Here is a 12,916-nt window from a genome sequence, read left to right on the forward strand (position 1 = left end):
ATCGGGACCTGCCCTTATATAGTCAGCACCAGACTCGAAGGACCAAAAGGCAGGATCTTGACCCAGAAAAGACTTCGCGCGGCGCTCGTGACTGGTGCCGCCAAAAGAATAGGCCGGACAATCGCCGAAGACCTTGTTGCTGATGGATTTTCGGTTGCAATCCACGCCAACGGCGCGCTGGCCGAGGCTGAAGATTTTGTGGCGGAATTGCGGCAAAAGGGCCACCGAGCAGTTGCGATCAAGGCCGATCTTGCCAAATTCGATGAGGTCGGCGGGCTTGTCGGGAAGGCCTGCGAAGCGCTGGGGCCGATCGACCTGCTCGTCAACAACGCGTCGATTTTTCTTGAGGACTCTGTGCGCAAGTTCGATGCGCAGGTGTGGGATCAGCATTTCGCCGTCCATGTGCGGGCGCCTTCGATACTGACTGCCAAATTTGCGGAACAGTTGCCGGAGACGGCCGAAGGACTGGTTGTCAACATCATCGACCAGCGCGTCTGGGCGCTGCGGCCGAGCTTCTATTCCTATACCCTTTCGAAATCGGCACTGTGGACGGCGACGCAGACCATGGCCCAGGCCTTAGCGCCGCGCATCCGCGTCAATGCGATCGGCCCCGGCCCTTCGATGCCGAGCGAACGGCAATTGCAGGAAGACTTCCAAGCGCAGGTCGCAGCCCTTATCTTGAAGCGGGGACCTGAGCTCGATGAATTCGGCCGAACGATTCGTTTTCTGTTCGAGACCCCTTCGATTACGGGTCAGATGATTGCACTCGACGGCGGCCAGCATCTTGCGTGGCAGACGCCTGACGTGCTGGAGATCAAGGAATGAATGCCAAGAAGCTGCCTGACGGTGGTGTTCTTTACGACGAGACCGATGAAAATGACGATGACATCGTCGAGGTGGAAGGCGATGCCTCTGCCGCGCCGATTTCTGCGTCGGTCGACTGGAATGCCGGCAGCATCAACGAAACCGGCCTCATCGGCGCAGAGCTGATCGCCGAATTCGTCAAGCGCCTGCCGAACAGCCCCGGCGTCTACCGCATGTTCAACGAGGCGGGCGACGTGCTCTATGTCGGCAAGGCCCGCAGCCTGAAGAAGCGCGTCGGCAACTATGCTGTCGGCCGCGTGCACTCCAACCGCATCGCCCAGATGGTTCGCCAGACAGCCAATATGGAATTCGTCACGACGCGGACGGAGACCGAGGCGCTGCTGCTGGAAGCCAACCTGATCAAGCGTTTGCGACCGCGCTTTAACGTGCTGCTGCGCGACGACAAGTCGTTTCCTTATATTCTCATAACAGGCGACCACCGCGCGCCCGCCATCTTCAAACATCGCGGCGCCCGCGCCCGCAAGGGCGATTATTTCGGTCCCTTCGCCTCGGCCGGCGCCGTCGGCCGCACCATCAATTCGCTGCAGCGCGCCTTCCTGATCCGCACCTGTACCGACAGCGTTTTCGAAACCCGCACGCGGCCATGCCTGCTCTACCAGATCAAACGCTGTTCCGGGCCTTGCACCCACGAGGTCAGCGATGAAGGCTATGCAGAGCTGGTGCAGGAGGCCAAGGACTTCCTCTCCGGCAAGAGCCAGAACGTGAAGGCGCATATAGCGGAAGCGATGAACGCTGCCGCCGAAGATCTCGATTTCGAACGGGCCGCCATCTACCGCGACCGGCTCGCCGCGCTTTCGCACGTGCAAAGCCATCAGGGCATCAATCCGGCCGGCGTCGAAGAGGCGGACGTTTTCGCCATTCATCACGAAGGCGGGATTTCCTGCATCCAGGTCTTCTTCTTCCGCACCGGGCAGAACTGGGGCAACCGCGCCTATTTCCCGAAGGCCGACCCGCAGCTTTCCGGCGCCGAGGTGCTGAACGCGTTCCTCGCGCAGTTCTACGACGACAAGCCGGTGCCGCGGCAGATCATGCTGTCGGAAACGGTGGAGGAACTCGAACTGCTGGCCGCCGCACTCGGCGAAAAGGCCGGGCACAAGGTTTCGATCCTCGTTCCGCAGCGGGGTGAAAAGCGCGATCTCGTCGAGCACGTCATCGCCAACGCTCGCGAGGCGCATGGGCGCAAGCTCGCAGAAACCGCCTCGCAATCGCGCCTGCTCGAAGGCTTCAAGGACACATTCGCCCTGCCCTATGTGCCGCAGCGTGTCGAGATCTACGACAACTCGCATATCATGGGCACGAATGCGGTCGGCGGCATGGTCGTTGCAGGGCCGGAAGGCTTCGTGAAGAACCAGTATCGCAAGTTCAACATCAAATCGACCGAGATCACCCCCGGCGACGACTTCGGCATGATGCGCGAGGTGATGACGCGGCGCTTCTCCCGGCTGCTCAAGGAAGAAGGCATTCCGGATCGCAGCGCACAGGTCTCGCTCGCAGACGCGGCCGACCTGCCCTTCCCTGCCTGGCCGGACGTGATCCTCATCGATGGCGGTCAGGGGCAGATGACGGCGGTGCGCGCAATCCTGGAAGAACTCGGCATTACCGACAGCGTAATCGCCATCGGCGTCGCCAAGGGTGTGGACCGCGAGGCCGGCCGCGAGCGTTTCTTTGCGCCCGGCAAGGGAAGCTTCACGCTGCCGCCGCGCGATCCGGTTCTCTACTTCATACAGCGCATGCGCGACGAGGCGCACCGGTTCGCGATCGGCTCGCACCGGGCACGTCGCAAGAAAGAGATGGTCAAGAACCCGCTCGACGAGATCGGCGGCATCGGGCCTTCGCGCAAAAGAGCATTGCTGCAGCACTTCGGAACGGCAAAGGCGGTGTCGCGCGCCGCGCTTTCCGATCTCATGGCGGTGGAAGGGATTTCCGAGACCGTCGCAAAGCAAGTCTATAATCATTTTCACGACGACGCCGCGAAATAAGCGGTGCCGGTCGCAAATTCCACGCAAAGGCAGCGAAAAAACAGAAAGAATGTTGACGGTCGAGGAGCAAAGCCGTCATCTACCGCCGCATTATCAAAGAGAACCGCATCATGGCATCGCGTGCGTATAGTATCCCCAATCTCCTCACCTACGGCCGCATCCTGGCGGTACCGCTGATCGTCGTCTGCTTTTTCATCGAAGGACGGCTGAACAGCAGCGATACGGCGCGCTGGGTGGCGCTGTGGATCTTCGTCATTGCGTCGCTTACCGATTTCCTCGACGGTTATCTCGCGCGCATCTGGAACCAGACGTCGAATATCGGCCGCATGCTGGACCCGATCGCCGACAAGCTGCTGGTTTCCGCCATCCTGCTTTTGGTCGCTGCCGACGGAACGATCGCCGGCTGGTCGCTCTGGGCGGCGATCATCATTCTTTGCCGCGAAATCCTGGTTTCGGGGCTGCGCGAATATCTGGCGGGACTGAAGGTCAGCGTGCCGGTAACGCGCATCGCCAAGTGGAAGACGACGTTGCAACTCGTAGCCATCGCGTTCCTGCTTGCCGGCCCGGCGGGCGACACCATTTTCCCCTACACGACCTGGACGGGGATTGCGCTGCTTTGGATCGCCGCACTTCTGACGATCTATACCGGCTACGATTATTTCCGCGCCGGACTGAAACACGTGGTGGACGACGAAGAATGACACGGCTTGTCTATTTCGCCTGGGTACGCGAGCGCATCGGCAAGGGCGAGGAGGAGATCGAACTCCCCTCCTCCGTCGTCAGCGTTTCCGATCTTCTGAATCATTTGAAGGGCCTGGGCGAAGAATATGAGATGGCCCTTCAATACCCCGATGTGATCCGCGTGGCGATCGACCAGGAACATGTGGAACATGACGAGCCGATCGGCGGCGCCAAAGAGATCGGTATCTTCCCGCCGATGACGGGCGGCTGAGAACAGCCGTACCATCGGGCCGAGGAGCCTGCTGTGACCATTACCCCCACAATCCGCGTCCAGCGCGACGATTTCGACCTTCAGGCGGAAGTCAACCGGCTCTCCAAGGGCAAACCCGGCATCGGCGCGGTCGTGACCTTCTCCGGCCTCTGCCGCGATGAAGGCGGCATCCTCTCGGCGTTGGAACTCGAACATTATCCCGGCATGGCCGAGGCCGAGATCACCCGCATCGGCGAACTCGCTATAAAGCGCTTCGGGCTCAGCGGCCTCACGGCCATCCACCGCTTCGGCAAGATCGCCGCCGGCGAGAATATCGTGCTGGTCGTTGCCGCTGCACCGCACCGGCAGGCAGCTTTCGACGGTGCGAGCTTCGTCATGGATTTCCTGAAAACATCGGCTCCCTTCTGGAAGAAGGAACACAGCAAGGACGGTCGCACCGGCGACTGGATCGCGGCGAAGGATGCCGACGACACGGCGCGCGACCGCTGGAAATAATCAGAGCACGACGCGCTCCCGCCGGCTCAACACCAGCAGGAAAACCAGCAGCGAGAAGATGGCAAGATCGCGCCAGATGAAGGAGCCGTAGGCGCCCCAGAGCGTCTCGACGAGTGCCAGGCCGGCAGCGCCGCCCGCCGAACGCAGCGGATCGGAATAGCCGCCGACGGCTGATATCATCAGCACCTTGAGGCCGAACATCAACCCGGCACCGAAATCCATCGAGCCATAATAGAAGGTCGCGAGGATGCCGCAGCAGGTAGCGACGACTGCCGCTGCCCCATAAGACACCAGGAAGACGCGACTGGCGCTGGTGCCGCAGAGCTCGGCGGCGAGCGGATCGTCGATAACGGCGCGCCACAGGCGACCCCAGGCCGTGCGCTTGAGGATCAGCGCGCCGATCACGATGATCGCGCACATCAAGATCGTATTCAGCAGCTGGATATAGGTGAGCGTCACTCTGAAGGTGCCGTTGCTCCAGAAGGTGACGTTGTCGTTCAAGAGCGGCGGTAGCCAGATGGCGCGGGTATTGGCGGCAAGGCGCGCCGTCTCCATCAGCACGATCATCATGCCGAGTGCGGCGACGATGACCGTGTTCGGCGATTTGCTGGCGAGCGGCTGCATGACGAAGCGGCCGATCCAGACCCCGGCCCCCACCGAATAGATCAGCGAGGCGCAGATGCCGATCGATATTGCCGCCGGCAGCACCAGCCACAGGCGATTGTAGGCCATGTCCGTGAACAAGAGCAGCATCTGGCCGGCGAAGGCGATGATCGCCCCATAGGTGATGTCGGCCCGCTTCGTGACACCGAAGGCGATCGAATAGCCGAAGGCAAGCGCAGCGTAGAGCGCTGCGAGCGGCACCGCATTCGCCAGTTGCTGCAGAAGATAGGCCATTCCGTCACTCCAGATCGGCTTAAAATAATAACTGGCAAAATGTGTTTTACCAGTTATATTTTTCCCATGAGTTTTTCCTGGACCTCTCACCGTTTTTCCGGCGGCGCACTGGCGCTTGATGTCGCCAACAGCGTCATCCTGCGTCACGATACTGCGCGCCGCATCGACCGCTTCGCGGCCGAAGAGCAAATGGAGCGTTTCCCCGAGGCGGCGCAGGAATTCTGCGCCGAACGGGCACTTTTCGGCGACATAGTGCCGGTTGGAGCGCAGAATAGAGCGAACTTCATCGAACTGCGCGAAGCGACTGACCGTTATTTCCGCCAGCGCGTGCTCGGGGGCAATGACGACCGGCTTCTTGCCGAACTGCTGGAAGCGCTGGCGCGCACGCTGCGGGGTGCTGCGGAAAAGGGTCTCGATGCGGCAACGGCCCATTCGGTTCTGCGGCTGATCGCCATGTCCGATCCGGAGCGGATGAAGATTTGCGGCAATTGCGGCTGGCTGTTCATCGACCGCAGCAAGAACAAGAGTCGGGCCTGGTGCGACATGGCCGTCTGTGGCAACCGCGCCAAGGCTAACAGGCACTACCGGAGGAAAAAGAAGGAGGAGACGCCATGAAGCGGCGCTCGATCATCACGGCTCTAGCCGCAACAGGGCTTCTGCTCTCCGCCTGCCAGCGCGAGGCCGAAAGCATGCTGGAAGTGACAGGGCATCTGTTCGTCTTCAACTACCGCGTCGCCAGCGCCACCTATCTGCTGACGCTGAAGAAGACGGCGCCCATTCCCGACGGGTCGACCATCGTCGCTGAATTCGAAAACCCCCAGGGCGGCGCGCCGCTGGTGCTGAACCAGAAGATCTTCCCGATGGAGGACAAGATCTCGGTCCAGAGCGAGAACCTGCACTGCGTGGTTAAGGACCGGCCCTATGCCGTCACCGTCAGGTTGGTCGACAAGGATGGCAAGCTGCTGCAGGAGCTGAAGACGCAGTTCAAATCCGATCTCGACCAGACGGTGCTGCCGAGCAGGCCGCTCGTGCTCGGCGCGGGATACGAGAAGAACCCGGAGGTTTTCAAACCGGACGGGACCACGGATTTTTCGAACACCGACAAATGTCCGGCCTGAAAATAAAAAGCCGGGATGAGCCCGGCTTTCATAAGTCAATTCAATGCATTCCGAGGGAATGCTCTGCGGCTGAATCAGCCGACGATTTCGGTGTCGGAGAACCAGTACTTGATTTCCTGGGCAGCCGTTTCCGGAGCGTCGGAACCATGAACCGAGTTTTCGCCGATCGAGAGAGCATGGACCTTGCGGATCGTGCCTTCGTCAGCGTTTGCCGGGTTGGTTGCGCCCATGATTTCGCGGTTCTTCAGGATGGCGCCTTCGCCTTCCAGAACCTGAACGATGGTCGGGCCGGAGGTCATGCCTTCGACGAGTTCGCCGAAGAAAGGGCGTTCCTTGTGAACGGCGTAGAAGCCTTCGGCTTCGCGCTTGCTCATCCAGACGCGCTTGGAGGCGACGACGCGCAGGCCGGCATCTTCGAGCATCTTGGTGATAGCGCCCGTAAGGTTGCGCTTCGTTGCGTCCGGCTTGATCATCGAGAAGGTGCGTTCAATCGCCATATGTCGGATCCTCATACTCATCGGGGAAAAGTGGGCGGTCTTTAACCGCCTCACCGCCCGAAAACAAGGGGTCTCCGGCAATTTCACGCCGCTGTCACAGTCCGGCCCCGGCTCTCATGAAGATCGAGGCAGCGTTCGAACCAGCCCATGACGGGGTCGCCGGAAGCCAGCATGGCAAGGCCGGCGGCGATGCGCAGCCATTGCAGCGCACCGAAGACGATGTAATCGGCAAAGAGCGGGCTGGCGCCGCCGATAAAGGGCTGGAACCGCAGCATGTGACGCATCGGCTCCAGCTTGGCGGCAAAAGCCTCCCTCTCCGTCTCGCGGCCAGCAGCGAATTCCTCCAGCGGCTTGCCCAGGCGGTCTTCGCGACGGAGGCGGAAATAGACCTTGTCGCCCTCATCGAGGATCGAATGAATATCAAGAAGCGCAATCCGCATGATCGCCGGGTGGACGACCATCTGCGAATAGCCCTCGACCATGCGCGACAGGGCCTTGCCGCCCTCGCCGCCGAAAAGCGACGGACGGTCCGGATAGGCCTCCTCCAGATAAAGGGCGATATCGAAGCTGTCGGAAATCAGACGGCCATTGTCATCAAGGACAGGTACGGTCTTGGAGAAGCCGCCGCCGATATCGGCAATGCGGCCGTATGTCGTTGGAACTTCCTCGAAATCGAGGCCCTTGTGGGCCAACGCCATCACCGCCTTCCAGCAATGCGGCGAGAAAAAGTGACGCTCGTCGGCGCCGCACAGGGAATAGAGAGCTCTGGTCATGGCCGTCCTTTCGCAATCGCAATTGTTTCATTCCACGCCCAAAAGCCGATGCGATCAAATCAGGAATTTTCATGGCGCCCATCGCGTCCGCTGCCGAAATGGATTCGGCCACTCCCGACCGGAACACAGCAAGACCGCGTTAACCGGTTTTGCTGCTTCCCGCCCGAGAAAGTTTGAAAATTCAATGTCTCTTAAAAGCTTACCTGCATAGCGGAAGTATAGGAGCCGATGGCAATGAGGGGATCGTCATGCCGACTGCCGTTGCAAATGCGTTGAATGCACGCGAGACCGCCCGACCGGCGTCGGTGACCGATATCCAGAAAGTCGCTCAGCACATGATGCGGCTCAATGTGGCGGGCCTGCCACGCAATTACGAATTGTTCTACGAAGCGCTGATCGGCCTGAATGCCGGGCTGGCGCAGGATATCGCCGCCCTTGGCCCGCATCCGCAGCAGGAGGCCTTGGACGAACTCGGCTTGCGTTACAGGCTCGTCGGCCACTACGGGCTGGCGGGCGACCGCTCGCGCAACGAGGCGAGCCGAATACTCAAGGAAACGGCGGAACGGCTGGCCGAGGGTCGCCTGCATCACCGGGCCTTCACGCGTGCCTGCGAAACCGTCCTCAGATCCGTCTCGGGTCAGCAGGATCACCAGAGCCTTGCCGATTTCATGGCAGAGGTCGAATATCTCGCCTCCTCGCTTTCCGCCGTCCTTGCAGCAGAACAGACGATCGGCACCAGGCTGGAAGAGGATATCGAACGGCTGACGACACTAGAGCGCGGCATTTCGGCGGTACAGGCTGCTGCTGTCACCGACAAGATCACCGGCCTGCCGAACCGCATCGGCCTCAATCGGGCGCTTGATAATCTCTATGGCCAGGAAGAAGGGGCTGCAGGCAGCGCGCTGGTCATGATCGACATCGACGATTTCAAGGGGCTGAACGCCCGCTACGGCACGCAGACGGGCAACAAGCTTCTGAAGAAGCTCGCCAGCCTCTTCCGCAAGACGGTGAAGAAGAACGATTTCATTGCCCGCACGGAAGCCGACGAATTCGCCTGCCTCTTCGCCAATGTCGGCATGCAGGATGCCCTGGCGATCGCCGAGCGTCTGCGCAGTTCGGTCGAAGACAATCTCATCTTCGCGGCCTCCGACACGTCGGAAGCGGGCGGCCTGACGATTTCGGTCGGCGTGGCGCTGAGCGGCGATGCCGCAACATCAGGCCAGCTCCAGGCCAATGCCCGCGTGGCGCTGCTCGCCGCCCGGACCAATCCGCGCCAGCCGGTGCAGGCTTTCGGGCGCTGACGCTCTGAAGCAACAACCACGCGGCATCTGGCGCAGCGGATGGGTCGATCATCAAAGCTCGTCGCTCCCATCTTGCCTTGGCGGCGGCTTTCGGCCAAAACCGCGCCCATGATCACGATTTCAGATATTTCTGCCCGCATCGCCGGCCGCCTGCTTCTCGACCATGCCAGCGTCTCGCTGCCGTCAGGCACGAAAGCCGGGCTCGTGGGGCGCAATGGCGCCGGCAAGTCCACTCTCTTTCGCGTCATAACCGGCGATCTGGGAGCGGAAAGCGGGACAATATCGATCCCGAAGAATGCGCGCATGGGTCAGGTGAAGCAGGAAGCGCCGGGAACAGAGGATTCGCTGATCACGATCGTGCTTTCTGCCGACAAGGAGCGCGCGGCACTGCTTGCCGAGGCGGAGACCGCAACCGATCCGCATCGTATCGCCGAGATCCAGATGCGCCTCGTCGATATCGACGCCCATTCGGCGGAGGCACGCGCCGCCAGCATTCTTTCGGGCCTCGGCTTCGATCAGGAAGCGCAGGCACGGCCCGCCTCGTCCTTCTCCGGTGGCTGGCGCATGCGCGTGGCGCTCGCCTCCGTGCTCTTCACCGAGCCGGACCTGCTGCTGCTCGACGAGCCGACCAACTATCTCGACCTCGAAGGCACGATGTGGCTGGAGGAGTATATCCGCCGCTATCCGCATACTGTCATCATCATCAGCCATGACCGGGATATGCTCAATAACGCGGTCAATTCCATCGTTCACCTCGACCAGAAGAAACTGACCTTCTACCGCGGCAATTACGACCAGTTCGAACGGCAGAAGGCGGAAGCCGACGAGCTGCAGATGAAGGCCAAGGCGAAGAACGACGCCGCGCGCAAGCATCTGCAGAGCTTCATCGACCGCTTCAAGGCCAAGGCCTCCAAGGCAAAGCAGGCCCAGTCGCGCGTCAAGGCGCTGGAGCGCATGGGCACGGTTGCGGCCGTCATCGAGGATCACGTCCAGCCGATCACCTTCCCGGAGCCGGAAAAGCAACCGGCCTCGCCGATCGTCGCGATCAGCGGCGGCGCCGTCGGCTACGAGCCGGGCAAGCCGATCCTCAAGGGGCTTAACCTGCGTATCGACAATGACGACCGCATCGCTCTTCTTGGTTCGAACGGCAACGGCAAGTCGACTTTCGCGAAATTCATTTCGGGACGGCTGGCGCCGGAGAGCGGCGACTTGCGCCTGGCGCCGAGCCTGAAGATCGGCTTCTTTGCCCAACACCAACTCGACGACCTCGTGCCCAACGAAACACCTGTCGAGCATGTGCGCCGGCTGATGCCAACCGAGCCGGAAGCCAAGGTGCGCTCCCGCGTGGCACAGATGGGCCTTGCGACCGAAAAGATGGCGACGGCGGCCAAGGATCTCTCGGGCGGCGAAAAGGCACGCCTGCTGATGGGGCTTGCTGCCTTCCATGCGCCGAACCTCCTGATCCTCGACGAGCCGACCAACCATCTCGACATCGACAGTCGCCGCGCGCTGATCGAAGCGCTGAACGATTATGACGGCGCGGTCATCCTGATCTCGCACGACCGGCACCTGATCGAAGCGACCGTCGATCGACTCTGGCTGGTCAACAACGGGACGGTGACGAGCTTCGAAGGCGATATGGAAGAATATCGCGACCTGATTGTCGCCTCCGGCAAAAAAAAAGACGACGAAAAGCAGAAACAGTCTGAAGACCAGGCATCGAGGGCCGATCAGCGCAAGCTGAATGCCGACAAGCGCGCCTCGCTTGCCCCTCTCAAGAAAAAGATCAACGAAATCGAATCCTTGACCGGCAAGTTGGAGAAACTGATTCAGGGACTTGATGTGGAGCTTGCAGACCCGGTGCTGTACGAAAAAGCGCCCGCCAAAGCCGCCGAAAAAGCCAAGCAGCGCGGCGAAGCTGCCGCGAAGCTCGCCGCCGCCGAAGAGCAATGGCTCGAACTTTCCGCCGAATATGAGGAAGCGATGGCGAGCTGAGGCGTCATCTCCCGACCACCATTTTGGAAGCCGGGTCGGCCGAAGGCAACCTGAACTTCTTCCGCTTCCCTTATCTCGCCGAGAACCACAAGCTCCGGGCTGCCGTTGCCACGCGCGACATGGTGGTCATGGATGTGGAAATCGACTGCAAGAATTATTTCAATACGACGCCGGTTGCTGTCATCAAACTGACGATGGACCTTCTGCATAAGCGCGGCCGCGGCATCATCCTGATGCACGACATTCACAAACGCACCTCCACGATGTTGCCGACACTGCTTTCGAAACTCGAGGCGGAGGGTTACAAGGTAGTGACGCTGAAATTCAGGAAGAGTTCCGCGCGGGTGGAAATGGCTTCGCTCTGATAGCGATGACTTGCCCACGGACCGCTTTCTGATAAAACGGCGCGCAATAAGTCATACTTTTAGCGAAACACCGAACGCGAGCTTCACCATGTCAGCCATCAACCTCGCCATCGTCGGCGTCGGCAAGATCGTCCGCGACCAGCACCTTCCCTCCATCGCCGCCAATGCCGACTTCAAGCTGGTGGCGACGGCAAGCCGCAACGGCACGGTAGACGGCGTTACCGCCTACACGTCGATCGACGACATGCTGGCAGCAGAACCTTCGATCGATGCCGTTTCGCTCTGCATGCCGCCGCAGTATCGCTACGAAGCTGCCTACAAGGCGCTGGCCGCCGGCAAGCACGTTTTCCTCGAAAAGCCGCCGGGCGCAACACTGAGCGAAGTCGCAGATCTGGAAGATCTCGCGACCAAGCAGGGTGCGACGCTGTTTGCAAGCTGGCATTCGCGTTATGCAGCCGCCGTCGAAGCCGCAAAGTCGTTCCTTGCCTCGACCGAGATAAAGAGCATGCACGTCATCTGGAAGGAAGACGTGCGTCACTGGCATCCGAACCAGGAATGGATCTGGCAGGCCGGAGGCCTCGGCGTTTTCGATCCAGGTATCAATGCGCTCTCGATCGTCACGCATATTCTGCCCAAGGCAATGTTCCTCAGCGCCGGCACGCTGGAATTCCCTGAAAACCGCGACTCGCCGATTGCTGCCGATCTGCATTTCCGCAATGTCGACTACGTTCCCGTTCACGCCGAATTCGACTGGCGCCAGACGGGCAAGCAGAGCTGGGACATCATCGCCGAAACGGCGGCGGGACAGATGGTTCTTTCCGAAGGCGGCTCGAAGCTCTCGGTCAATGGCGTGCTGACATTCTCTGCACCTGAAGCCGAATATCCTTCGCTCTACCGCCGTTTTGCCGAACTCATCAAGGCCGGCAAGTCGGATGTCGATCTGGCGCCGCTGCGCCATGTCGCCGATGCCTTCATGCTCGGCAAGCGCAAATTCGTCGAGGCGTTCTACGACTGATCGGATTTCGCAGGCAGATGCCATTGCGCCTGCAGAATGCTAAGATAGGAAAACGAAACGTGAGGGACGTTTTCCATGCAGCAGGAGCAGGATGAATCGTTTGGGTTGGGCGTCCCGCATCTGGCGGTGAGGCTTGCCGACCCCAATGCCAAGTGGCGGGAGGCCTATCTGCTGGAGGAGGCCAGGATTCGCGACGCGCTTGGCCCTCTGGCAATCGACATCCAGCACTTCGGCAGCACCGCCATTCCAGGCATCAAGGCGAAACCGATCATCGATATCCTGATCGGCGTTCGGCGCCTTGATGACGGACTTGCCTGCATCAAGCCTATGGAAGCGATCGGTTACGACTATGCCGGTGCCGACATCGTGCCCGACGACCATCTCTTCGGCCGCGGCATCACAAGCGAGACGCGCACGCATCTCGCCCATGTCGTCGAATATCAGGGCTTCAACTGGAGGCGGAACGTCTTCTTCCGCGACAGGCTGCAAAAGGATCCGCCTCTCGCGCTTGCCTATGAGGAGCTGAAGGTCGGCCTTGCGCAGAAATATGCCGAGAGCCGCGCCGCCTATACCGGCGCGAAGAAGGATTTCATCGACAGGGTTCTGGCGGAAGCGGGCCTCGCCTGACGACCTAAATCGTGTCG

Annotated in this window: 14 protein-coding genes and 1 pseudogene; 12 read left to right on the plus strand and 3 right to left on the minus strand. The window is 60.7% G+C overall.

The features are described 5' to 3' along the window. The first annotated feature begins 57 nt into the window (after positions 1 to 57). From AC1DUP_RS12560 to AC1DUP_RS12580, 5 genes are all read left to right on the plus strand, one after another. Positions 58 to 825: an SDR family oxidoreductase gene (locus AC1DUP_RS12560; RefSeq protein ID WP_477832802.1), complete on the plus strand. Its 768-nt coding sequence runs from the start codon at positions 58 to 60 to the stop codon at positions 823 to 825. After that, a complete protein-coding gene (gene uvrC / locus AC1DUP_RS12565; protein WP_477832803.1) occupies positions 822 to 2,864 on the plus strand; it encodes an excinuclease ABC subunit UvrC in 2,043 nt (680 codons plus the stop codon). Before AC1DUP_RS12560 ends, uvrC begins: the two co-directional genes overlap by 4 nt. Before the next feature lie 110 nt (positions 2,865 to 2,974). After that, positions 2,975 to 3,565, plus strand: a complete 591-nt coding sequence (gene pgsA, locus AC1DUP_RS12570) for a CDP-diacylglycerol--glycerol-3-phosphate 3-phosphatidyltransferase (RefSeq protein ID WP_113295261.1) — start codon at positions 2,975 to 2,977, stop codon at positions 3,563 to 3,565. Further along, complete coding sequence (gene moaD / locus AC1DUP_RS12575) at positions 3,562 to 3,816, plus strand: molybdopterin converting factor subunit 1 (protein WP_113295260.1); 255 nt, start codon at positions 3,562 to 3,564, stop codon at positions 3,814 to 3,816. The genes pgsA and moaD overlap by 4 nt, the downstream gene beginning before the upstream one ends. Positions 3,817 to 3,849: 33 nt before the next feature. Continuing rightward, positions 3,850 to 4,311: a molybdenum cofactor biosynthesis protein MoaE gene (locus AC1DUP_RS12580; RefSeq protein WP_477832804.1), complete on the plus strand. Its 462-nt coding sequence runs from the start codon at positions 3,850 to 3,852 to the stop codon at positions 4,309 to 4,311. Here AC1DUP_RS12580 and AC1DUP_RS12585 read toward each other — a convergent pair whose 3' ends face one another. Continuing rightward, a complete protein-coding gene (locus AC1DUP_RS12585) occupies positions 4,312 to 5,208 on the minus strand; it encodes a branched-chain amino acid ABC transporter permease (protein ID WP_477832805.1) in 897 nt (298 codons plus the stop codon). A gap of 66 nt (positions 5,209 to 5,274) precedes the next feature. On the opposite strand from AC1DUP_RS12585, the gene AC1DUP_RS12590 reads away from it, so the two are divergent. Beyond that, the gene (locus AC1DUP_RS12590) at positions 5,275 to 5,823 is read left to right on the plus strand and encodes a CGNR zinc finger domain-containing protein (protein ID WP_113295257.1); all 549 of its coding nucleotides are present in this window, start codon (positions 5,275 to 5,277) and stop codon (positions 5,821 to 5,823) included. Next, a complete protein-coding gene (locus tag AC1DUP_RS12595; RefSeq protein WP_113295256.1) occupies positions 5,820 to 6,326 on the plus strand; it encodes a hypothetical protein in 507 nt (168 codons plus the stop codon). Before AC1DUP_RS12590 ends, AC1DUP_RS12595 begins: the two co-directional genes overlap by 4 nt. A 74-nt stretch (positions 6,327 to 6,400) precedes the next feature. On the opposite strand, the gene ndk is transcribed toward AC1DUP_RS12595, so the two are convergent. Both ndk and AC1DUP_RS12605 read right to left on the minus strand, forming a co-directional pair. After that, positions 6,401 to 6,823: a nucleoside-diphosphate kinase gene (gene ndk, locus AC1DUP_RS12600; RefSeq protein ID WP_016553456.1), complete on the minus strand. Its 423-nt coding sequence runs from the start codon at positions 6,821 to 6,823 to the stop codon at positions 6,401 to 6,403. Positions 6,824 to 6,906: 83 nt separating this feature from the next. Continuing rightward, positions 6,907 to 7,596, minus strand: a complete 690-nt coding sequence (locus AC1DUP_RS12605; protein WP_477832806.1) for a glutathione S-transferase family protein — start codon at positions 7,594 to 7,596, stop codon at positions 6,907 to 6,909. 248 nt (positions 7,597 to 7,844) lie between these two features. Here AC1DUP_RS12605 and AC1DUP_RS12610 point away from each other — a divergent pair, with 248 nt between their 5' ends. From AC1DUP_RS12610 to AC1DUP_RS12630, 5 genes and pseudogenes are all read left to right on the plus strand, one after another. After that, on the plus strand, positions 7,845 to 8,897 hold the full coding sequence (locus AC1DUP_RS12610; RefSeq protein WP_477832807.1) for a GGDEF domain-containing protein: 1,053 nt from the start codon (positions 7,845 to 7,847) through the stop codon (positions 8,895 to 8,897). A gap of 108 nt (positions 8,898 to 9,005) precedes the next feature. Beyond that, the gene (locus AC1DUP_RS12615; protein WP_113295341.1) at positions 9,006 to 10,892 is read left to right on the plus strand and encodes an ABC-F family ATP-binding cassette domain-containing protein; all 1,887 of its coding nucleotides are present in this window, start codon (positions 9,006 to 9,008) and stop codon (positions 10,890 to 10,892) included. Between the two features lie 47 nt (positions 10,893 to 10,939). Continuing rightward, positions 10,940 to 11,257, plus strand: a pseudogene (locus tag AC1DUP_RS12620) (polysaccharide deacetylase family protein); the annotation flags it as partial. Positions 11,258 to 11,345: 88 nt separating this feature from the next. Then, positions 11,346 to 12,272, plus strand: coding sequence for a Gfo/Idh/MocA family protein (locus AC1DUP_RS12625; protein ID WP_477832808.1), 927 nt, complete (start codon positions 11,346 to 11,348; stop codon positions 12,270 to 12,272). 75 nt (positions 12,273 to 12,347) lie between these two features. After that, a complete protein-coding gene (locus tag AC1DUP_RS12630; RefSeq protein WP_477832809.1) occupies positions 12,348 to 12,899 on the plus strand; it encodes a GrpB family protein in 552 nt (183 codons plus the stop codon). Positions 12,900 to 12,916: the final 17 nt, after the last annotated feature.

The sequence above is a fragment of the Rhizobium sp. 01L419 genome (assembly GCF_056400025.1).